Consider the following 20,785-nt stretch of genomic DNA (forward strand, 5'->3'; position numbering starts at 1 on the left):
ATGCTAGCAGCGACCTATGGAATGAAACGGGCAGTGTGGTGTAAAAGATATGGAGTCTGCGCAGGCGGGTGAGCCCTAGCGCAGCCACGCCTTGAGCCAGGTATCCAAATGGTCTTCCATCATCCAATCCGACAGCACCTTGGCGCGTAGCGCATCGCCCTGCGCGCGTAGCGCCGCGCGGTCGGACACGGCTTCGCGCAGCGCGCGTATCCAGTCGCGGTAGCGGTTGGCCACGCGGGTGACGGGAAAGTCGCCCTGATAGGGGACGAGGTCGGAGCAGATGACCGGGTAGCCGAGGATGCCGTATTCCAGCAGGCGCAGATGGCTTTTGGCTTCGTTGAAAGCGTTGTCTTCCAGCGGGGCCACGGCCAGATCGAGGTCGAGCGCGGCAAGCCGGGCCGGGTACTGGTCGAGCGGCACGCCGGGGTGGAACTCCTTGACCAGGGGCTTGAGCGATTCGGGGCACATGCCGAAGAACACCCAATCGACCTCGGCGGCGGTATCGCGCACCACATCGACGATCAGTTCCAGATCGCCGGTATGGCCGACGCCGCCGGCCCAGCCGACGCGGGGCTTGCTGCGCTCGGCACGCGCGGGCTGAAGATGCGCCCATCGCGCGGCTTCGAGATAGTTGGGCTGCACCACGACCTCATCGGTGAAATGCGCATAGGCCTTGGCCAGCGGCTCGGTGGCCACGACCAGCCGGTTGCACAGGCTCGCGGCCTTGCGGAAGCGCTTGGCGATGTCTTTGTGGATGGTGCTCTTGTGTACGCTCTTGTGCGGCAGATTGGTGATGAGATCGTCGATCTCGAACACGCGGAACGCACGGCTGGTGCGGGCGTGGCGCTCCAGCGCCTCGATCTGCGGCCATTCCATCTGTCGCTGTACGACCAGACTGTCGGGCTGCATGCGCTGCATTTCGGCGGGCTCGTACAGACGCATGGTTTCCCAGCCCTGGGTGAGCCCGGCGCGGTTGAGCGCACGCATCGGCGCGATGATGCGGTATTCGCCGCAGCCGTCACGATCGGCCGGATGCACCAGCACCCGCGGCCGTGGGCGCCAGGCCGGATCCCAGCTCAGAGGCGGCTGGTCTTCGAGCAGAAAGTCGGTGCTGGCCAGGCTCAGATGGCGGTTGTAAGCCGGGTCGAACGCGAGCTGGGGCAGCCATTTGGCGTACATCGCATTTTTCTCGGCGGCGAAGCGCTTGAGCTTGGCTTCGTCGGGCTTGCTCTCGGTGCTCTCTTTTTGGCTGGCCGAACCCTCGTGCATCAGCAGCGCATACGGCGTGAACACGATGCGCAGACCGGCTTCGCGCACTTTCAGGCACAGGTCGATGTCGTTGTAGGAAACCTTGAAAGCCTGTTCATCCAGACCGCCAAGCTGCTCATAAACGCTTTTGCGGATGAGCATGCAGGCGCCGGTGACGGCCGAGAGGTTCTGCGTGAGCTGGGCACGGCCGAAATAGCCGCGATCTTCCGGGGGGTGACCGATGAAGGGGTGTTCGGCGGGACCGCGCATGCCCAGAATCACGCCCGCGTGCTGGATTTTGCCGTCGGGATAGAGCAGCTTGGCGCCGACGATGCCCACATCCGGCCGCACCGCGTGGCCCATCATGTCGTCCAGCCAGTCGTCGTGCAGCGCGGCGGTGTCGTTGTTGAGCAGCAGCAGATAGTCGCCTCGCGCCAGCCGTGCCGCGGCGTTGTTCATCGCCGAGAAGTTGAACGGGCCGGGCTGGCGAACCACGCGCAGACGGCCGCCGAGCTCGGCTTCCTTGGTTTCGATGGCGGCAAGGTAGTTGCGCGCCTCGGTCGTCTGGCTGTCGTTGTCGATGATTAGGATTTCATAGGCCGGATACTTGGTCTTCTCGATCACCGATTCGACGCAGCGCTGCAGCAGCGGCAATTGGTCGCGCGTCGGGATGAGGATGGACACCAGCGGCTTGACCTCGGGCAGCGGCCAGCGCACGCGGAACGACGGCGGAAAGGGCCCGGCCTGCACCTGCGCGGCGATGCCCAGGCGGTCGAAATGGCGCTGCAGCGCCAGCTGCCCGGCTTCCAGGATTTCGGGCACCGATTTCTGCGTATGCCCCGAGCCTTGCAGCCGGTGGTAGAGCACTTCGGGCACATGGCCGATGGCGGCTTCCCCGGCGCCGGTCTGCTGCAGATGCTCCCAGGCACGCAGCAGCAGGTCGTAGTCTTCGGCGCCTTCGGACTGCGGATCGAACCCGCCCAGCGCTTCGAACAGATCGCGACGGATCAGCAGCAGCCCGCCGACATAGGGCAGGCTGCGCAGATAGTCGAGATTGAAGTCAGGCTTGCAATGGGGGTGAAGATGCTGGCCGTCCGCGGTGAGCTGATCTTCGTCGGTGTAGACGATCTGCCAATGCGGGTTTTGCCGCAGCGCATGGGCGATGCGAAACAGCGCATCCGGCGCAAGCTGATCGCCCGCGTCGATGAGGCCGAGCCAGTCGGCGTTGCTTTGCCGCAGCGCGTCGTTTGCCGGGGCCAACAAGTCGGCTCCGCTCGCAGGCAAGGGAAGCTCGCACGGGGGGAGGGCCGCGAGCCATTGCCCGGCCAGGCTGTCACGCGTGGGCTGCGCCGACAGTGCGTCGTTGGGCATCAGCGCCAGGGCGATGCGGGGGGCGGCCATCGTGTCGGTGCGCCAATGGGCCAGGGCTTGCTGCGCCCATTCGCGCTCGTGCGGTAGCCAGCGGCCTTCGGGCATCCACGGCAAGGTCTGCCGTGGCGGGGCGGCCATGAGGGCGCCTGCGGTGTCGCGCACTTCGAACCCCGCGCGTTCGGCGCTGAGGGTGAACAGACGCTCGACCGCATGCGCCAGGGTTCCATCGGTCTGGCCCGTCTCGTCGTCGAAGTCTGCAGGCTTGAGGTCGAGAGCCAGCAGAGGATCGAGCGCCTGTGGTCGGCACCAGAACATCGACCCGGCAAAATAGCCGTGCCGCGTCAGGTCTGGGACGAGCCCGAACCGCTGCGACAGGGCGGCAAGCCGCGCCAAGTTGGCGTCGCCACGCAAGCTGAGCCAGAACCCGCGCGGGCCGACCAGTCCCAGCCGGGGTTGCTGCGCAAACGCCTCCAGCGTGCGCGGCGCGGCGTCCAGCAGATCGGCCAGCAGCTCGCGCCGCCATCGGTTGCCGTCCTTGTGCTGCAGAAAGGGAATGTGGATGTTTTCGACCTCGCGCAGATGCGGCGACTTTTTGCTGTGCAGAAACAGCAACTGGCTGTAGCCGCGCTGCCGGGCCATGCGCAGCAGGGCAAGGCGCGGGGCAATGTCGCGTCCGCGGTTGGGGTGGCGAATGACCACCGCCTCGGGCATGTCGCGCACGATGTCGGCGAGTACCTCTTCGCGGCCTTCGCTCAGGGAAATATAGACATCGCAGGGCGGCGGCAGGGTCTTGAGGAAAGCCTGAAACTCGGGCCACAGGTCGGGGTAATACAGGTGCAGCAGGACGGCGGTGCCGATTCCACCAGGCTTGCCCTCATGCAGCAGTCGCATGGATTCGGCCGAATTTTCTATCCCTTGATTGCCTCCTGCTTCGTCTGCGGTGACCTGTTTGGCAGAGTTGGGTTGCGCCCGGTAAAAAATCTGCAGACTGATGAGTTGCTGATAGTCGTCAGCGCTGAGGCTTTTGAGAACCAGTCGGTCGGTCTGAACGTCCGCTGGAAATGCCTTGGGATGCGCGATCTGAAAAAAGCGGCTGTCCGGCCCGTAGGCCACGGCTTCGACTGAATAGCCTGTTTGCTCGAGCATGCGTCGACCCTCTTCACGCGTGAAAAAGCGCAAATGGGTGATGTCGAGGATGCCCGATGGCTCATAAGTCCAGTTGCCCTGCGCCAGTTGGTCGATCAGCCACAGGTTACGGGCATTGGGCAGGCTGACGAGAACCTGGGCGTCAGGCGTCAGCCAATGACGCAGCGCATCCAGGGTGCGCCACGGATTGGGCATGTGTTCGAGGACATCGGCCAGAACAAGCGTGTCAATACTGCCCTTCTTCAATCCATGCGCGGCAAGATCGATATCTTGCAGGAGACCCGAAATCACCTTGTGATAGTGCGCCTGCGCCAGGGGGGCTACATCTGCATTGCTTTCGACGCCCCACAGCTCGACGTTCGGAAAGGTTTGCTTGAGATAAGCGCCCATCGCGCCAGAGGCGCAACCAATGTCGAGGACTCGCTTGGGTGGCTCGCGCAGCAGGGCAAGGAGATCGGCGCGAGGATTGCTGTGGTAAGCGCCGACTTCAGTGGGTTCGGGCGTATCAAGCGATTCCCAGAGATGACGGGCAGTACGCATGAGATCAAAGATACTGGAACAAACTCAACCCCTGCACCTGCGTAAAGGCTTTTTGCGCAGCCTGGAGTGCCGTGAGGCTGGCCTGGTAGTCGGTGATGACCTGTGGGTAATTGATGCTGGTGAGCTGGGTCTGCTGGGTTTGCAGTTGCAGCGTGAGGCTGGCGTTCTGCGTCTGCACGGCCTGCACCTGCTGCAGGCGGCTGCCGATGCTCGCCTGGGCGCTGAGCAGGTTGGTCTGGTTCTGGTCGAGGCTGGCCAGGGCGTTGCTGGTGGACTGGGCGCGCAGGGCGTTGGAGCCCGAGGTCTGCGCCGAAGCCGAGAAGGCCTGCGCCAAAGCCTGGAAGGTCTGGAACAGGCTTTGCGGCCCCGAGGCGCTGACGGTGAAGCTGTCTCCCGCCGCCGGGATGCCGACGATAGGTACGGTGATTGCAGGTGTTGCGCCCGGCGGCAGGCCGATGCTCATGCCGGGGGTGAAGGCGCCGCTGGCCATCGGGCTGGAGGAAAACGTGCCGCCGGTGCCGCTGCTCACCGCGTAGCTCATGCTGTTGCCACTGCCGCTGAAGGTGATTTGATATTGCGTGCCATCCACCAGCAGGGTTTGCTGCGCCAGGGCGGTGTTGTTGACGGTGCCCGGCCCCGCCGTGGCCCCGCCGGTGTTGCTGCCCGAGGCGCCCACGACGAAAGTGCCGTTGCCGGCCCGGGCGTTCATGAACAGCGCGTTGCCGGGGTCGGAGATGGGGGTGTTCAGGCTGGGGCCGAGCGCGAGCTGGTTCTGCCCGCCGTCGCCCTGATAGAGCACCGTGCCGTCGGCCTGCAGGGTGAAGGGCTGTGTTGCGCTCTTGCTGCCGGCGAACAGGTAGTTGCCCTGACCGTCCTGGGTGTTCGCGTATTGGGCGAGTTGCTGCAGATAGCCCTGCATGGTGGTCGCGGCATTTTGCAGATCCTGCGAATTGACCGTGCCGTTGTTCATCTGCACCGCGAGCTGGCGTGCCTGGCTGACCAGGGTGGTGACGCTTTGCAACGTGGCGCTTTCGAGCTGCAGGGCGTTTTGGGCGTTCTGCCCGTTTTGCGTGTAGTTGGCCAGCCGGTTGATCTGCCCGGTCAGGGAGACATTCTGCGCCGCGGCGACCGGCTGGTCGGAGGGGTTGACCAGGGTGCTGCCCGTGGAGAGCTGCTGGCTCAGGGTGTTGAGCGTGTTTTGCTGATTGAGAATGCCGGTGAGGCTGGCGGCATAGAACTGTGAGGTGCTGATGCGCATGGGAACGCTCCTTACTGCACGGCCTGCAGCAGCGAGGTGAACAGGCTGTTGCCCACCTGAATGGCCTTGGCCGCAGCCTGATACGCCTGCTGATACTGAATCAGGTTGCTCGCTTCTTCGTCGAGGTTCACGCCGGAAACCGATTGTTGCGCCGCCGTGGCCTGCGCCGCGACCGAGGTGGCGGCACTGAGCGCGCTCTGCGCCTGACTGCCCTGCGTGGCGACCTGGGCGACGAGTTGCGAATAAGCGCCCTCCAGCGAGGTGGTGCCCTTGTCGAGCGTTTTGGCGGTCTGCAGCGCGGCCATGGCCTGCGCGTTGCCGCCATCGCCGCCCTGGGCCGGGCTCAGGGTGAAGGCATCGCCCGAAACGGCGGTGCTGCCGGCCAGGGTGACGTTCCAGTAGCCGCCGGGAGGCGTGCTGGCGTAGGGGATGGACAGCACCTGGCCGCTGGTGCCGAGGGCCACGCTGCCGGTGGCGAGCACGCTGCCGCCGGAGCTGACCTCAAAGCCCACGCTGCCGCTGGTGCCACCGCTGGTGAGGGTGACTTGCACATACGGTGGTGAACTCGTGTTGCCAAGATTCAGACCGGCAACCTGGATGCTTCCAGAGGGTAGCGTGCTACTGTACGACCCCGCCGACAAAGTGAGATTGCCCAGGTTGGTATTGACCAGACTGCCCGACTGCATCTGCCCGGCGCTGGAAACATAGGGCGAGGCCGCGGCGATCTTGGCCGGGTCTGTCAGGGTGGATTGGAAATTCAGCGCACCGTAGCGCGTGGGCTGGACCTGAAAGGTGTTACCCGCCTGCGCACCCGATACCGCAATCTGCACCCCGTCGAACGTCAGGGTGGTGCTGCCGCCCGATACGCCAGAGGTGATCGAGGCCGCCTTGCCGGTGGACAGGTTGGTCGCCGTCCAGTTGCTACCGTCGAAGGCCAGTTTGTAATCGGCGGTGGTGAGCGCGTTGACATCGACCACGCTGCCGCTGATGATGGCGCCGCTGGTATTGGCCGAATTCGCCAGCACCTGCACCGGCCCACCCTGGAACATGGGTGCGCCGAACTGACCGTTGAGATCGAGCCCCTGCGCCTGCTGGCTGTTCATCGCGGCCGCAAGACCATCGGCGATGCGGCCGAGCGCGTTCTGCGCGGGTTGCAGCACCTGGCTGCGGAAATCCAGCAGACCGCCCAGCGCGCCGCCCTGCAGGCCTTGCGACAGCACCGCGCCATTGGCGGAGTAGGCCACTTCAAGCTGGGAGGGATCGTAGGCGTTGGAGACCGTTTTCAGGTCGAAAGACTGGGCGCCGGCCACCAGCACCTGACCGTTGCCGGTGAACACATTGATCTGGTTGCCGTCCTGCGGCAGCACGGTCACGCCGACCTGCGCCGAGAGCTGGGTGACGAGCTGATCGCGCTGGTCGAGCAGCGAGTTGGGCGTGCTGCCGGTGCCCGACATTGAATTGATCTGGACGTTGAGCTTGGCGATCTGCTGCGTCAGGCTGTTGATGGCGGTGACGCTCTGCTGAAGTTGCTGATTGACGCCGCTGGCGGCGTCCTGCAACTGTTGCGCTGAGGTCTGGAAGGTCTGCGCCAGCGCCTGCGACTGACTGATGAGATTCTGCCGCGATGGCATGTCCGACGGGTTGGCGGCAACTTGCGCCACCCCGCTGGCGAAGAACTGGTTGATCGATGTGCTCAGTCCGGCATTGGCGCCGGCCACCAGGTTGACGATGGACTGGAGCTGGGTGTTGAGCGTCTGCGCGCCGCTGGCCGTTGCCGTGGTGCTCCAGACCTGCGACTGCAAGTAGGCGCTGTAGCTGCGCGTGACCGCCTCGATCTGGGTGCCGTTGCCCAGATATTGCCCGCCATACAGGCTGGGCGTGAGCGACGATTGCACCGCGGTCTCGCGGCTGTAGCCCGGGGTGTTGACGTTGGCGATGTTGTTGCCCGTGACCTGCAGCGCCGACTGGGCCGCCTGCAGGCCGGTGAGGGCATTGTTGAGAAGTCCGCTGATTCCTGACATGTCCGTTCCTGCGCTTGGGGTTGGGGCGGTGCCGATCAGCCGCGGCCCAGGGTCTGGCGCTGCGCGCTGCCGTAGGCCTTGGAAGCGCCCGTCGTCGGCCCATAGGTGGGTTCGGCCGTCTGGCGCTGCGATTGGGTGATGGCCTGCTGCAGCGCCGCGCTCCAGACGCCTAGGGTGTGTTGCAGCGCCAGGGTTTCGTCGCGCAAGGCGGTGACTTCGGCGGTCAGTTCGGGCGATCGGTCCAGCGCCGGGTCAGCCGAACGGCGCCGTTCGGCAAATTGATCGAGCGCCTGAATCAGCGGTTCCCAGATGGGGGTGACGGGCAGGGCACCCTCGGTGCCGGTGTTCACCAGCGCCTGTCGCTGCTGACGCAGCACTTCGGTCAGCGCGGCGACGAGCTGGCGTTCGTCTTGGGGAATCGAGGGCGGGTTCATGGCTGCAGGGGGCGGACGCAGGAAGTATGAGTTCTAACGTCACTGGGCGTCGAGACTTGAGCCCATGCCCAATTGAGCCAAGGCCTGCTGCATGCGCGGGCTGCGGGCGATGGCCACGATCTTGGCGGCGTAATCGGGGTCGGTCGCGTAACCGCTGCGCTGCAGCGCCGAGGCAAAGGCGGAAATGTCGTTGCCCTGACCCCTGGCCGACTGGTAGCGCGGGCGCGAGAGCAGGGCGGCATAGTTTTCCACGCTGTCGGCCACGTTCTGGTAGGCGCGGAAGGCGGCCGCGCCCACGGTGGCGACGCCGTTCTGGAATTCCCGAGTGAGCGTCTGCACCGTACCGCCGACCCAAGCCCCGCCGGCCTTGACGCCGAAGACATTGTTCCCCGGCGTGTGCTTTCCCCAGCCGGTTTCGAGCGCCGCCTGCGCCAGAATGGCCACCGGCGCCACGCCGAGCTGTTTCGCCGCAGTCTGCACGCTGGGGAGAATGCTGGCGATGAAGCTGCGGGCCTGGTCGGCGGCAGTCTTGTCGGTCTGGCTCTGCGTGGCGACAGGCGCCGCCGCTGCTGCGCCCGCCGTGCCGGTCGGCGCGGTGGCGGGCAGGGTCGCCGACGCAGCCGACAGGGCAGGCAAGGCGGGCAGGGCGTTTTGCCGATAGCGACTCAGCGGCTCGGGCAGGGTGGCGTTGCTCTTGGCGCTCAAGGGAAGCGCCGCCGCGTTGGCCTCGGCGGCATGGGCACCGGGCGAGGTGGCGCCGTAGCGGCTGGACAGTTCGCGGGCGATGAAACTCGCCAGGCCGATGCCCTGGCCCTGGCTGAGCGTGGTGGCGAGCTGCTGGTTGAACATCGACCTGAACATCGGCCCCGAGGTGTCGCCCAGCATGTCAGGCCCCAGGCTGGTGGCGTTCATCGCAGTGAGCATCTGCTGCATCAGCAGTGCCTCGAACTGCTGCGCCACTGCCTTGATCGCCTGCGGACTGCGCGGATTGGCCTCGGCGGTGGCCTTGAGCTGGTTCAGCCCCTGAAACGACAGGCTGTTGCTGGCGGCGTTGCCGCTGGGGGGCAGGGGCACGGCGGGCAATGTGGGGTCGAGCGCCATGGTCAGTCTCAAATCACGTCGAGCTGGGCGTGCAGGGCGCCCGCAGCCTTCATCGCCTGCAGGATGGCGATGAGATCGCTCGGCGCAGCACCCACGGCGTTGAGTGCCCGCACCACGGCTTCGAGCGTGACGCCGGGCTTGAACATGAGCAGATTGGCCTTGTCCGCCTTGGCCTTCACGGTGGTGTTGGGAACGACGGCGGTCTGGCCAGCGCCCAGCGGGTTGGGCTGGCTGACTTCGTATTGGGTGTTGATGGTCACCGAGAGGTTGCCGTGGGCCACGGCGCAGGCGCCCAGGGTGACGTTCTGGCCGAGCACCACGGTGCCGCTGCGGGCATCGATAACCACCTTGGCCGGCGGCGACTCGGGCGAGACGTCCAGCGCCTCGATCTGGCCGAGAAAGGCCGTGCGCTCGCCCGCGGCCAGCGGCGCCAGCACCTGGATGACCCCGGCGTTCATCGCCGTGGCCGTACCGGCGCCGAAACGCTGGTTGATGGCGTCGGCCACGCGGCTGGCCGTGCCGAAGCTGGGGGTGTTGAGCGAGAGCAGCAGCGGGCCGGACTGGTCGAAATTGCTCGCCACGGCACGCTCCACCGTGGCGCCGTTGGCGATCATCCCCGCAGTGAGGAAGTTGACCTGGGTGCTGTTGCCGCCGGAAGACGCGCCGAAACCGCTGACCACCACATTGCCCTGGGCCACGGCATAGGTCTGGCCGTCGGCACCCTTGAGCGGGGTCATCAGCAGGGTGCCACCCGCCAGGCTGGAGGCGTTGCCCACGGCGGAGACGGTGATGTTGATCTGCTGGCCCGGCTGCGCGAAGGGCGGCAGATTGGCGGTGATCATCACCGCGGCGACGTCTTTCGGTTGCAGATTGGAGGCCACACTCGGCGGCAGGTTGATGCCCAGACGCTGGAACATCGACAGCAGCGACTGGGTGGTGTAGGGCACCTGCGTGGCCTGGTCGCCGGTACCGCCGAGGCCCACCACCAGGCCGTAGCCGACGAGTTGATTCACGCGCACGCCCTGCACGCTGGTGAGGTCGCGGATGGCGGCAGCCTGGGCGGGGGCGAGCGTGGCCGCGAGCAGGACCAGGCCTGAGAGGGCCAGACGCGACAGGAAACGCAATGCAGGGGTGTTCATGGAAGAAAGGCGCAATCAGAACGGCCAGAGCGAGAGGAAGAAGCTCGCCAGCCAGGGAACCTTGGCGGCTGCGTACACATCGCCGGTGCCGCTGTATTCCACGCGGGCGTTGGCGATCTGGGTGCTCAGCACGGTGTTTTGCGGGCTCACGTCGGCGGCGCGCACCACACCGGCGACGCGGATGTATTCGTGTCCGCCGTTGAGCATGACTTCCTTCTGGCCGGCAATCTGCAGATTGCCATTGCTCATCACCTGCACCACCGTGGCCTGCAGGGTGGTGGTGAAGGTGTTGCTCTGCGAGGTGGCGCCGTTGCCGCCGAACTTGCTCGACGAGGTCAGCCCCATCGACGGCGAGTAGCCGCCCACGGTGAATGGCTTGCCAAAGAAGCTCGACAGCCCGGCGCTCACGCTGTCGGCCTTGTTCACCGTGGTGTTGGTCGACTTGGTGGCGTTGGCGTTTTCCTGGATGAGCACGGTGATCAGGTCGCCCACGCGGTGGGCGCGGCTGTCCTCGAACAGCGAGACATTGGTGCCCGGCTGCCAGATGGCACCGTTGGGCGCGTGCGCGTTCATCGGTTCGGGCTCGGCTGGAATGGGCAGGGGTTTGAGCGCCTCGCTGCTCATGTGCTGCTGCGGCGAGGCGCAGGCGGCCAGTGCCAGCACGCAGGCGGCGCCCAGCCAGGCACGGAGAAGGCGGGTTGCGCGCATGGCGGTCATCACAGGTTGTTGTTGACGTACTGCAGCATCTGGTCGGAGGCCTGCACCGCCTTGCTGTTGACTTCGTAGGCGCGCTGGGTGGAGATCATGTCCACCAGCTCGGCGACGACGTTCACGTTTGACGATTCCAGATAGCCCTGCTGCACCGAGCCCAGGCCGTTGAGCGTGGGCTGGCCGGTATTGGGCGCGCCGCTGGAGCCGGTCTGCAGGTAGAGGTTGTCGCCCACGCTCTGCAGGCCCGTGGGGTTGACGAAACTCGCCAGTTGCAGCGCGCCGACCTGCTGCGGCGCGGCCTGGCCGGGCAGGGTGACCGACACGGTGCCGTCGTTGCCGATGGTCACGGTCTGCGCGCTTGCCGGAATGGTGACCGTGGGCTGCACCAGATAGCCGTTGGCGGTGACGAGCTGCCCCTGATTGTTGAGCTGGAAGGTGCCATCGCGGGTGTAGGCGATGGTGCCGTCGGGTTTGAGCACCTGGAAGAAGCCCTGGCCGTTGATGGCGACGTCGAGCGAGTTGCCGGTCTGCGTGAGATTGCCCTGGGTCATCAGGCGCTCGGTGGCGACTGGGCGCACGCCGGTGCCGAGCTGCAGGCCGCTGGGGTATTGGGTGCTCTGCGACGATTGCGCGCCGGGCTGGGTGAGGTTCTGGTAGAGCAGGTCCTGGAATACGGCGCGCGAGCCCTTGAAGCCGCTGGTATTGACGTTCGCCAGGTTGTTGGCGATCACGTCCATGCGGGTCTGTTCGGCCTCCAGGCCGGTGCGGGCGACGTAAAGCGAGCGGATCATGGTGGTCGGTCTTTCTGCGGAGTTCAGCTGACGTTGAGCAGTTGCGTGGCGGCCTGGTGATTCTGGTCCACGGTCTGCATCAGCTTGGTCTGGATTTCAAACGCGCGGGTGTTGTCGAGAATCTGGATCATGGCCTGCATCGGATTGACGTTGCTGCCTTCCAGAGAACCCACGGCGAGCTGCACCGTGCCATCGGCCGGTGCCGGGCCTTGCATGTCGCGGAACAGGCCATCGGCGCCGCGCTGCATCTGGGCGGCGGGCGGGTTGACGAGCTGGATGCGATTGACCACGACCAGGGCGTTGGGCTGGCTGCCCACCGGAACGCCGGAGATGGTGCCGTCCGAGCCGATCTGGATCGACTCCAGCGGCGGCATGGAGATGGGCGCGCCGCTCTGGCCGAGCACCGGCCGACCGTCGCTGGTGGAGAGAATGCCGTTGCTGTTGATCTGCAGATCGCCGTTGCGGGTGTAGGCCGTGTCGCCATTGGGAGCCTGCACCGCGATCCAGCCCTGACCCTGAATCGCCACGTCGAGATTGCGCCCGGTGTGCACGATAGGCCCTTCCTGCAGATCGGCGCTGTGCCCCTGCACCGCGGTGTAGGCGCCGGTCGGCAAGGCGTTGCCGTACACCGGCAAGGCGCGGAACTGCGCCTGTTCGCCGCGGTAGCCGGTGGTGTTGACGTTGGCCAGATTGTTGGCCGTCACCGCCTGCTGCTGCAGCACGGCGCGGGCGCCGGTGGCGGCAATCCATAAGGTGTCCATGGCTCGGTCTTGGGTGGGGTCGAGGTTGGGTTTGCTTACAGGCTAAGCAAAGTCTGGACCACCTGGTTCTGTGTCTTGATGGTCTGCGCATTGGCCTGATAGGCCTGCTGCGCGACGATGAGATTGACCAGTTGCGACGACAAATCGACGTTGGATTGCTCCACGGCACTCGACTGCAGCACCCCGAGCCCCCCGCCGCCAGGCTGGCCGGTGAGCGGCTGCCCCGATGCGTAGGTGGGAACGAAGTAGTTGTTCCCCAGCCTCTGCAGCCCTTGCGGCGCCTTGAAGTTGGTCAGGGTGATCATGCCCAGCGTCGCCGACTGACCGTTGGTGTAGCGGCCGTAGATGACGCCACTCGGATCGACCGACAGATTGCTGAGTTGGCCCACCGCCGAACCGTCGGTGGTGAGCGCGTTCACCACCGAGGTGGCGTTGTAGTTGGTCGAACCGGCAAAGTTCAGGGTGATGTTCGACGGCGCGGCGCCATCGGCCCAGGTGATGCCGCTGACTGCAAGGGTCGCGGTGCCGCTGATGGCACCGGTGGGGGTGAACTGAATGGTCGAAGGACCACCGCTGGTGATGCCGCCCGCCGCGCTGGTGCCGTCCACGGAGTAATACACGTTCCACGCCTGGCCGCTGGCAGTGGCCCCGGTGGACGGCAGCGCGTAGTAGGTCGTGAGCAGATGCGCGGTGCCCAGGCTGTCGTAGACGGTGCTGGTCGTGGAATAGTTGTAGCTGGTGGGGTCGCTGGTGCTGAAGGCGGTGCCACTGGCGATGGGGGTGACCGAGGCGTTGAGATTCAACTGCAGGGTGCCGCTGGTCGTGGCCTTCGGGGCCAGCGTGGTGGCCGTGATCTGCAGCGGCCCAGAGCCTCCGGTGAGTACACCGCTGACCGCCGGAGTGCCGATGAGCTGGCCGCCGCTGGCATCGACGATGTAGCCGTTCTTGTCGAGCTGGAACTGGCCGTTGCGGCCATACACCGTGGAGCCGTTGTAGTCGAACTGGAAGAAGCCGCTGCCGTTGATGGCCACGTCGAGCGGGTTGCTGGTGGCTTCGATATTGCCCTGCGAGAACTGCTGCGCCACGGTAGAAACGGTGGTGCCGATACCGACCTGCCCGTACTGCGGCGAGGTGCCGGCGATGGCTGCGGCGTAGCTGTCGGCGAACTCGGCGTTGGAGCTCTTGAAGCCGACGGTGCTGGCGTTGGCGATGTTGTTGCCCATCACCTGCAAATCGGTGGAAGCGGCCTTCAGGCCGGACAGGGCGGTTTGAAACGTGCTCATGGAATCCCCCGGAAAACGATGTGATCGGAATGCTGAAAGGTTCTGGCGCTTACATCACGCCCTGGATGCTCGACAGCGGTACGGTGCCGCTCTGGCCCTGCAACTGCAGCGACGGGCCGTTGCTGCCGCTCAGATAGACCGACTGCACCTTGCCCGTGCCGAAGGGCACTGCGGCCACCGATTGGCCGGTGCCGTCGGTGGCGCTGACGTTGAAGGTGTAGTTGCCCGCCGGGGCCTGCTGGCCGTTGCTGGTGGAGCCGTCCCAGGTGAAGGTCTGCACGCCGGTGGGCAGCGCCCCGAGCTGCAGGGTGCTGACGGTCTGCCCGGCGCTGTTGACCACCTGCACCTGCACGTTCTGCGCGGCGGAGGCCAGGGTGAAGCCACCGGCCGCAGTGCCGCTGGCGGGCAGGCTGACGCTGTTGTTGTCGAACACCACGGTCTGCCCCACCAGATTGGCCGCCTGCAGACCCTGGGTCTGGGCGAGCTGGGCGGTGAGGGTGGCCATGGACTGCTGCATGCTCTGAATGCCGCTGGCCGTGCTGAACTGGGCCAGCTGGGCCGAGAGGTCCTGGTTGCTCAGCGGGTTCATCGGGTCCTGGTTGGTGAGCTGGGTCACCAGCAGGGTGTAGAAGGTGTTGACGTCGGCCAGACCGCCCAGACCGCTGGTGCTGCTGCCCGAGGTGCCGCTGCTGCTGCTGGTCTGCAGCGAGGAGAGGAAGGCGTTGGAGCCGATGGGAGAGGTGCTCATGGTGGGTTTCCTTGTTCAGCGCCGAGGGTCATTGGCCCAGGGTGAGGGTTTTCAGCAGCAGGTTCTTGGTGGTGGTCATCACGTTGACGTCGGCCTGATAGGCGCGCGAGGCGGAAATCATGTTGACCATCTCGTCGACCGGATTGACGTTGGGGTAGCTGACGTAGCCGTCCTTGTTCGCCAGCGGGTTGCCGGGGTCATAGACGAACTTGAGCGGGCCGGGCTTTTCCACCACGCCGGCCACCTGCACACCGTTGACACCGGCGGGCACGCCCGGGCCGGACAGAGGCTGCGCGGCAAACACCACTTCGCGGGCACGGTAGGGCTGGCCGTTGGAGCTGACGGCGGAGTTGGCGTTGGCCAGATTGCTGGCCACGACGTTGAGACGGTAGCTCTCGGCCGTGAGACCGGAGTTGGCGACGTCGAGGGCGGAGAACAGGGACATGGTGTCGGTCCTGGAATCAGTTGCCGGTGATGGCCGAGGTCAGGGTTTTGATCTTGCCGGTGAGAAAGGTCAGGTCGGCTTCGTACTGAATGCTGTTTTTCTGGAACGCCGCCTGCTCGCGGTTCATGTCGACCGAATTGCCGTCGAGCCGCACGGTGTTGCCGGCCTGGTAGGCGACGAAGTCCGAGCCCGCCGGGGCGACGCTGCCTGCGAGCTGGCGGGGATGGTCGGTCTTGAGCGGCAGGCTGCCGGTTTGCTGACCGGACAGCGCGGCCTTGTAAGCGGCCGAGAAATCCAGGTCCACCGCCTTGTAGCCGGGCGTATTGGTGTTGGCGATGTTGGCCGACAGCAGTTGCTGCCGCTGCGCCCGCAGGTTCAGTGCGGTTTGAAGCGGGGCGAATTCGCGGTCGAGGGCTGAGGTCATGGCTGTTGTTTCTGAGCGTTGCTGGCCCTGTTGACTGCAGATTCCATGCCAGCGAGGTCAAGCCGCTGCGCAACTGCCTTGCCCTCGGAGAATGCGTTTGCCACGGCGAGCGGCAAGCGCCCAGCGGCAAGAGTTTGCCGGTCAGGGGATGTGCGGCAGGCAGTCGTCAGGGGCGAAAGAGACGCGTCCTTGCTGGTATGAACCTTGCGGATTGTGGGCGTCTTCTCCAACTCTGGCCCTTTAGTCTTCACGCCATGCTGCGCATCTTTCCTCGGTTTCGTCATGGCCGGTTTGTCGCCGGTCTGTGGGCTCTCGGCCTTGTCATCGCACTGGGCGGCATGTCGGCGGCCTGGGCGGTGCCTGCCGCGGAGAGCCCTGCGAAGATTCGCGCGGCGGTCGAGGCCTTCGTGCGCGCGGGTCTGCCTGCGAGTGGCGAGAAGGTGATGATCGACGTGCAGGGCCCCGCACCCGGATTGCGCTTTCCGCCCTGCGCCGAGCTTCGCACCGCCTACTTCGGCAACCCGAATCCCTATGGCGCGCAGACGGTGGAAGTGCGCTGCGCGAGGCCTGCGGTGTGGACGCTTTATCTGCCGGTACGTGTCGACCGGCAGCAGGGCGTGGTGGTCGTGGCGCGCGCGCTGCAGGCCGGGCATGTGCTTACCGCAGCCGACCTCACCACGGTCGAGCGCGATGCGACGCGTCTGCCCCCAGGGGCGGTGAACGATGCCCAGGCGCTGGTCGGGCAGGTGCTGCGCTACAGCGTGGCGGCTGGCCAGCCGCTGGTGCAGAGCATGCTGACGGGCCCGCAGCTGGTCCATTACGGCCAGTCGGTCAGCCTCGTCGCCCAGGGGCTGGGGGTACGACTGGTGGCGCTGGGGCAGGCCCTGGCCGATGGCCGGGTCGGGCAGTCGGTGCTGGTGCGCAATGTGCAGTCGGGCCGGGTGGTCAGCGGCGTCGTGGATGCGCAGGGGCAGGTGGTGGTGCCGCTGCAGTAAGTCAGGGTTGATGGCGTCAAAAAACCGTCTTTACGGGGTTTTGAGGGGAATGGCGGCCTGATTCAATCCTTGGATGGCTGTAATTGGGGGCAAGTATCCACTGATAAATGCTCGAGGGTGGCATAACGGGGTGGCACCGGGTTTGCTATGCAGGGATCAACCCTATTAGGAGATCCTCATGCGAGCCCTTGCCCTGATGCCCACTGCCGAGTCGAGCGCGTGGTCTGCGCCGCACTTGAGCGTGATTGAGAGTCGGTGCGATGACGCCGCTTCCTTGGCGGTGCAGCCACCCAGCTCCGCAGACACCGAGGCGTTGCGCCTCGCTCGACAGATCTATGCCGCCTGGTTGCAGCGCTGTCTGCGCCTGGGGGCTTATCGCCAGAATCCTGGTGCGGTGGCGGCGTTGCCGCGAGCTGCGATCGAACACCAGCTCGACCAGGCGATCGAGGCCTGCGGGCCAGATACCGCCGATCTCCCGCCCTTGCGCGAGGCGCAGTTGCAGCGGCTCGACGAACTCTGCCTGTTGATCAATGCGCTTGCCGCCACCGACAAGCAGCAGCTTCGCGCCATGCAGACCTGGGACCGTCTGATCGATCTGGGCCTGGACGTGCTGCAGGGCTTTGCCGATCTCGAGGTGGCGCTGGCCGCCCAGCGCGCGGCGCATGACCCGCTCACCGGGCTGCCGGGGCGCGCCGCGCTGCAGCAGCGTCTGCAGGGCGAACAGTCTCTGGTCTCACGCCAAGGTCGCCCATGCGCGGTCGTGATGCTCGATGTCGATCACTTCAAGTGCGTCAACGACCAGCACGGCCACCAGACCGGCGACCGGGTACTGACGGCGCTTGCCCGCCTCATGCGCAGCACACTGCGCCCCTACGACGGGGTTTATCGCTACGGCGGCGAGGAGTTCGTGCTCGTTCTGCCCGGCGCCACGGCGGCGCAGGCGGTGCGTATCGTCGATCGCATGCGGCAGGCCATCGCGCAGCGTCCTCTGGTGCAGACCCAGACTGGCGGCTTGCACATCAGCATCTCCGCAGGCGTGGCGGCCCTGACCGACCGCGCGATCGCCCAGACCCTGCGCTGTGCCGATCTGGCGCTCTACAACGCCAAGGCCGAGGGGCGGGATCAGGTGCGCCTCGAGCGCGGAACGTGCCGATGAGATCTTCGTCTTGCGCCATGCGCTCATGTGTCACGCCATCACGAAGGCGGCAAGGCCCGATCGACTGAGGTGGCGAGCGCCTCCACCATGACCATGGCAACCCTCGGCCACCGACCGCCCAGCAGCCTGCGCTCGGCCAGCGCGCAGGAACTGCAGGCGGCTTTCCGCGTGGATGCGGAGGAGTTTCTGCGTCTGTTCATCGCCGGATTGCAGCCCCAGACCACGCGCGACGAAACCCTGCAAGCCCTGGGTAACGCGGCCGAAGCGCTGCGAGGCATCCGCATCGGCGCCGACTTCCTGCAGCTCGAAGCCGTCAGCACACTCTGTCGCCTTGGCGAGCAAGACCTGTTGCAGCAACTGCCCGCGATGGCTGCAGGCGCCCCCTTGCGCTGGGATCAACTGCAAGCGGTGATCGACGGCTTGCGTCGTCATCTGGCCGGTTCAGAAGACATTTCGCCTCCGCCGGAGTCGGAGCCGCCATCGGCCTTCACCATTGATTTGGCGCCCGAGCCAGAACCGGAGCCAGAATCGGAGCCAGAACCGGAGCCAGAACCGGGGCCGGAGCCGGAGCCGGAGCCGGAGCCGGAGCCAGAACCGGAGCCAGAACCGGGGCCGGAGCCGGAGCCGGAGCCGGAGCCGGAGACGGAGACGGAACCGGAGACGCAACCGGAGACGCAACCGGAGACGCAACCGGAGACGCAACCGGAGACGCAACTGGAGACGCAACCGGAACCGGAACCGGAACCGGAACCGGAACCGGAACCGGAACCGGAACCGGAACCGGAACCGGAACCGGAACCCGAGAACGCGGTGCAAGCCCCCGACCAACCGGCGCAGCAGCAGGCAGAAGGCGGCCAGCCCCTGGCGGTGCAGACGGCCAGGGTCGGCCCCTGGGTTGTGGCGGTGCCGGTGGCATCGGCGTCGCGGGTGCTGGCGCCCGACACGCCTTGCTGGATACAGCCCGGCGGACCTCTGCTCCTGCTCCATGACGACGAGGCTTTGCCAGCCCTCGATCTCGCCCTGTGCTGGACCCAGGGAGAGGCCATCGCGCCAGATCGTCGTGCGGCGCTGTTGCTGCAGCCCCCATCGGGAGAGCCGCCGTTTGCCGTGCGGGTCGATGCCATCGGCCCGTCGGGGGAGCTGATCTTTTGGCCCGTGCCGCAGGCGGTTAAGACGGCTTGCGGCGTGCAGGCCACGGCCTGGCAGGGCGCCCCCTGGGCACCGGACGCTGGAGAGCCGGTGCTTCTCATTGACCTTCCCTGGCTCAGCCAAAAGCTGCTTGCGGGGGCTGAGGCATGAGCGCCACCGCACGGCCGCCCGAAGGTGGCGCTCAACTCCCTCGGGGGGTCGAGCGTAGCGAGGAGGGTAGTGCAGTGAGCGCGCCGGGGCATGCCATGAGCCAAGGCTTGTCCTGGTTGAGGTTTCGAGTGGGCGGCCAGATTCATGCGCTGGAGGCGGCCCCCGTGCGGCAGGTCGTTCTGGCACCCCGGCTGATTGCCTTGCCGAGCCCCGAGCGGCAACCGCACTGCGCCGGGCTGATGGCGTGGCAGGGCCGACCGCTGCTGGTGCTCGATCTGGGCACCTGCCTGCTGCGGCGCTCCAGCCTTGCCGGTGGCGATGCGCGCTTCCTGGTCTGGACGCAGGCGCAGCAGGCCGGCGTGTTGGCCGTGGACGGTGTGGAGGGCTTGCTGCGGCTGAGCCCGGCCACCCTCACGAGGCACTGGGCGCCCGCCAGGCCGGGGCTGCCCGCGCCGTGGAACGCCATTCAGGGTCTGCTGCATGCGGGGGAGGGCGCGGGCGATCGACCTTCTGCGTCGCTGCCCGCCTCGGCCGACCCGATCGCCGTGTTCGATGTCGCCGCCTTGTGGCAGGCATGCTGGGCCGAGGCGGAGAGGTCAAGATGATGCGCAACCCGCAACGCCGCCTGCTGTGGCTGAGCCTGATGGCCCTGATCTGGGGCGCGGGCCTGGTCGCGCTCGTCTGGGTCGATACCGAACCGCCGCTGCTGCTGACCGCATGGTGCGCGGGCGCTGCGCTGCTCGTGGTGCTGGCTTTCTATCTGGGGCTGCTGTTTCGGCTGGATGTGCTGCAGATGCAGCACATCCAGCGCGAACGCCTGCTGGCCCCCGCTGCGTCGCAGCGCGATGACGCCCCGGTGTCGGCCATCTGGCAGCCGCTGGTCGACGTGGTCGCAGCCATACGCCCAGCCTTGGACCAGGCAAAGGACGACAAGGCTAGGCTCGACGCGCTGGCGTCTGCACTCGAAGCCGAGCGGGCGCGTGGTCTGGCCTTGCAGCGCCAGGTCGCGCAGGCCGAAGCCCGGCTCGCCGCGCTGCGAGGGCAGGCGCAGCAGGCAGCACAGGCTTTGTCATCTTTGGAATCCGCCTGGTTGAACACACAGCCATGGCCGGACGCACCGACCGGGCAAGGCAAAGACAAAACAGACCTGGCTGGGCAGAGCCATGTCGAGGCATTCCAGGCGCTGGAAGAGGCGGTGGAAGAGCTGCAGACCGCTATGGAGGCCCAGGCCGTGGCGATGAACGAGCGCGATGCTGCGATTCGAGCCTACGTCCAAGCCCGCGAGGCTACGAGTGAGCAGAGCGCCCTTCAACAGAGACGCTACGCCGAGCGGCTCGCCCAATCCGCCGAGGCGCTGACGTTGCTGGGCCTGAATCTGCGTCTGCAACTTTCGCATCTTGCCTCCGACCCAGCGGCCGAGGGTTTGCCGCTGGAGCAGACCGAGACCGACCTCGACGCCTTGCTGGCAAGCGCGGGAGAGATGAATTTGCAGACCGCGCCCGCGCTCGATGATCTCCCCACCGTCCCGGAGCCGTTTCCCAATCAGGCAGCGACGAACAGCGATGCCGCGCAGGCGCGACTTCGGGCATCGTTGAACGCCGTCGCGCAGGCGATCGCCGCCGCGCAGCAGGCCGGTGAGCGCCAGCGCCTGCACCAGGAACATTGTCGGGAAGCGCTTGGGCAAAGAACGGCGGCTCGGGCCCAGATTCAGACTACGGTGAGTCACGTTCGCGAGACGCTGGGGCGGGCAGTCCGGGAGAGTGTTCAGGAACGAAACTGAATGACCGGAGGTAAGGCGCACGCTCCCGGGATGTTCAGTGCGCAACGGCATCGTTGAGCGTCGCCCTAAAGTTTTGTCACTGCGTGCCGCCGTGCGATGTGTGGACAAGGACGTCTGCGGCCGACGCACGAGTC

Annotated in this window: 18 protein-coding genes; 5 read left to right on the forward strand and 13 right to left on the reverse strand. The window is 66.3% G+C overall.

Annotated elements, in window-relative coordinates; translation table 11 throughout:
* Positions 1-75 precede the first annotated feature (75 nt).
* From ASC45_RS07245 to flgB, 13 genes are read right to left on the reverse strand one after another with little or no spacing between them, the layout of a single operon-like run.
* Positions 76-4,305, reverse strand: a complete 4,230-nt coding sequence (locus ASC45_RS07245; RefSeq protein ID WP_055450364.1) for a glycosyltransferase — start codon at positions 4,303-4,305, stop codon at positions 76-78.
* Between the two features lie 4 nt (positions 4,306-4,309).
* The gene (gene flgL, locus ASC45_RS07250) at positions 4,310-5,563 is read right to left on the reverse strand and encodes a flagellar hook-associated protein FlgL (protein WP_055450365.1); all 1,254 of its coding nucleotides are present in this window, start codon (positions 5,561-5,563) and stop codon (positions 4,310-4,312) included.
* 11 nt (positions 5,564-5,574) lie between these two features.
* Complete coding sequence (gene flgK / locus ASC45_RS07255; RefSeq protein ID WP_055450366.1) at positions 5,575-7,584, reverse strand: flagellar hook-associated protein FlgK; 2,010 nt, start codon at positions 7,582-7,584, stop codon at positions 5,575-5,577.
* A 35-nt stretch (positions 7,585-7,619) separates the two neighbouring features.
* Positions 7,620-8,018, reverse strand: coding sequence for a hypothetical protein (locus ASC45_RS07260; protein ID WP_055450367.1), 399 nt, complete (start codon positions 8,016-8,018; stop codon positions 7,620-7,622).
* Between the two features lie 39 nt (positions 8,019-8,057).
* Positions 8,058-9,119 (reverse strand): flagellar assembly peptidoglycan hydrolase FlgJ, encoded by a 1,062-nt coding sequence (gene flgJ, locus ASC45_RS07265; protein ID WP_055450368.1) that lies wholly within the window; start codon positions 9,117-9,119, stop codon positions 8,058-8,060.
* Positions 9,120-9,127: 8 nt separating this feature from the next.
* Positions 9,128-10,258 carry a flagellar basal body P-ring protein FlgI gene (locus tag ASC45_RS07270; protein ID WP_055450369.1) on the reverse strand — a complete coding sequence of 377 codons (1,131 nt, stop codon included), beginning with the start codon at positions 10,256-10,258 and terminating at the stop codon, positions 9,128-9,130.
* 15 nt (positions 10,259-10,273) lie between these two features.
* Positions 10,274-10,966 carry a flagellar basal body L-ring protein FlgH gene (locus ASC45_RS07275; RefSeq protein ID WP_245609987.1) on the reverse strand — a complete coding sequence of 231 codons (693 nt, stop codon included), beginning with the start codon at positions 10,964-10,966 and terminating at the stop codon, positions 10,274-10,276.
* 8 nt (positions 10,967-10,974) lie between these two features.
* Positions 10,975-11,760, reverse strand: coding sequence for a flagellar basal-body rod protein FlgG (gene flgG / locus ASC45_RS07280; protein WP_055450371.1), 786 nt, complete (start codon positions 11,758-11,760; stop codon positions 10,975-10,977).
* Between the two features lie 23 nt (positions 11,761-11,783).
* A complete protein-coding gene (gene flgF, locus ASC45_RS07285; protein WP_055450372.1) occupies positions 11,784-12,521 on the reverse strand; it encodes a flagellar basal-body rod protein FlgF in 738 nt (245 codons plus the stop codon).
* A gap of 35 nt (positions 12,522-12,556) precedes the next feature.
* Positions 12,557-13,804 carry a flagellar hook protein FlgE gene (flgE, locus tag ASC45_RS07290; RefSeq protein WP_055450373.1) on the reverse strand — a complete coding sequence of 416 codons (1,248 nt, stop codon included), beginning with the start codon at positions 13,802-13,804 and terminating at the stop codon, positions 12,557-12,559.
* Positions 13,805-13,853: 49 nt separating this feature from the next.
* Positions 13,854-14,552, reverse strand: coding sequence for a flagellar hook assembly protein FlgD (locus tag ASC45_RS07295; protein WP_055450374.1), 699 nt, complete (start codon positions 14,550-14,552; stop codon positions 13,854-13,856).
* A 28-nt stretch (positions 14,553-14,580) separates the two neighbouring features.
* On the reverse strand, positions 14,581-14,997 hold the full coding sequence (gene flgC, locus ASC45_RS07300) for a flagellar basal body rod protein FlgC (protein WP_055450375.1): 417 nt from the start codon (positions 14,995-14,997) through the stop codon (positions 14,581-14,583).
* 16 nt (positions 14,998-15,013) lie between these two features.
* Complete coding sequence (flgB, locus tag ASC45_RS07305) at positions 15,014-15,421, reverse strand: flagellar basal body rod protein FlgB (protein ID WP_055450376.1); 408 nt, start codon at positions 15,419-15,421, stop codon at positions 15,014-15,016.
* 254 nt (positions 15,422-15,675) lie between these two features.
* Here flgB and flgA point away from each other — a divergent pair, with 254 nt between their 5' ends.
* The 5 genes from flgA (at position 15,676) to ASC45_RS07330 (ending at position 20,651) form a co-directional block, all read left to right on the forward strand.
* Entirely contained in the window at positions 15,676-16,416 is a 741-nt protein-coding gene (flgA, locus tag ASC45_RS07310) for a flagellar basal body P-ring formation chaperone FlgA (RefSeq protein ID WP_072243002.1), read from the forward strand.
* A 178-nt stretch (positions 16,417-16,594) separates the two neighbouring features.
* Positions 16,595-17,572 (forward strand): GGDEF domain-containing protein, encoded by a 978-nt coding sequence (locus ASC45_RS07315; protein WP_055450377.1) that lies wholly within the window; start codon positions 16,595-16,597, stop codon positions 17,570-17,572.
* Between the two features lie 93 nt (positions 17,573-17,665).
* Positions 17,666-18,871, forward strand: a complete 1,206-nt coding sequence (locus ASC45_RS07320; RefSeq protein ID WP_174514706.1) for a histidine kinase — start codon at positions 17,666-17,668, stop codon at positions 18,869-18,871.
* A gap of 95 nt (positions 18,872-18,966) precedes the next feature.
* Positions 18,967-19,476 (forward strand): chemotaxis protein CheW, encoded by a 510-nt coding sequence (locus ASC45_RS07325; RefSeq protein ID WP_055450378.1) that lies wholly within the window; start codon positions 18,967-18,969, stop codon positions 19,474-19,476.
* Positions 19,473-20,651, forward strand: a complete 1,179-nt coding sequence (locus ASC45_RS07330) for a coiled-coil domain-containing protein (RefSeq protein ID WP_055450379.1) — start codon at positions 19,473-19,475, stop codon at positions 20,649-20,651. The genes ASC45_RS07325 and ASC45_RS07330 overlap by 4 nt, the downstream gene beginning before the upstream one ends.
* The last annotated feature ends 134 nt before the right edge of the window (positions 20,652-20,785 follow it).

Origin of the sequence: Thiomonas bhubaneswarensis, assembly GCF_001418255.1 — a bacterium.
Taxonomy (GTDB): domain Bacteria; phylum Pseudomonadota; class Gammaproteobacteria; order Burkholderiales; family Burkholderiaceae_C; genus Thiomonas; species Thiomonas bhubaneswarensis.

Coding starts and splice junctions, on each gene's coding strand:
- ASC45_RS07245 (WP_055450364.1), bottom strand. CDS start 4,305: ATGCGTACTGCCCGTCATCTCTGGGAATCGCTTGATACGCCCGAACCC.
- flgL (WP_055450365.1), bottom strand. CDS start 5,563: ATGCGCATCAGCACCTCACAGTTCTATGCCGCCAGCCTCACCGGCATT.
- flgK (WP_055450366.1), bottom strand. CDS start 7,584: ATGTCAGGAATCAGCGGACTTCTCAACAATGCCCTCACCGGCCTGCAG.
- ASC45_RS07260 (WP_055450367.1), bottom strand. CDS start 8,018: ATGAACCCGCCCTCGATTCCCCAAGACGAACGCCAGCTCGTCGCCGCG.
- flgJ (WP_055450368.1), bottom strand. CDS start 9,119: ATGGCGCTCGACCCCACATTGCCCGCCGTGCCCCTGCCCCCCAGCGGC.
- ASC45_RS07270 (WP_055450369.1), bottom strand. CDS start 10,258: ATGAACACCCCTGCATTGCGTTTCCTGTCGCGTCTGGCCCTCTCAGGC.
- ASC45_RS07275 (WP_245609987.1), bottom strand. CDS start 10,966: ATGCGCGCAACCCGCCTTCTCCGTGCCTGGCTGGGCGCCGCCTGCGTG.
- flgG (WP_055450371.1), bottom strand. CDS start 11,760: ATGATCCGCTCGCTTTACGTCGCCCGCACCGGCCTGGAGGCCGAACAG.
- flgF (WP_055450372.1), bottom strand. CDS start 12,521: ATGGACACCTTATGGATTGCCGCCACCGGCGCCCGCGCCGTGCTGCAG.
- flgE (WP_055450373.1), bottom strand. CDS start 13,804: ATGAGCACGTTTCAAACCGCCCTGTCCGGCCTGAAGGCCGCTTCCACC.
- ASC45_RS07295 (WP_055450374.1), bottom strand. CDS start 14,552: ATGAGCACCTCTCCCATCGGCTCCAACGCCTTCCTCTCCTCGCTGCAG.
- flgC (WP_055450375.1), bottom strand. CDS start 14,997: ATGTCCCTGTTCTCCGCCCTCGACGTCGCCAACTCCGGTCTCACGGCC.
- flgB (WP_055450376.1), bottom strand. CDS start 15,421: ATGACCTCAGCCCTCGACCGCGAATTCGCCCCGCTTCAAACCGCACTG.
- flgA (WP_072243002.1), top strand. CDS start 15,676: ATGCTGCGCATCTTTCCTCGGTTTCGTCATGGCCGGTTTGTCGCCGGT.
- ASC45_RS07315 (WP_055450377.1), top strand. CDS start 16,595: ATGCGAGCCCTTGCCCTGATGCCCACTGCCGAGTCGAGCGCGTGGTCT.
- ASC45_RS07320 (WP_174514706.1), top strand. CDS start 17,666: ATGGCAACCCTCGGCCACCGACCGCCCAGCAGCCTGCGCTCGGCCAGC.
- ASC45_RS07325 (WP_055450378.1), top strand. CDS start 18,967: ATGAGCCAAGGCTTGTCCTGGTTGAGGTTTCGAGTGGGCGGCCAGATT.
- ASC45_RS07330 (WP_055450379.1), top strand. CDS start 19,473: ATGATGCGCAACCCGCAACGCCGCCTGCTGTGGCTGAGCCTGATGGCC.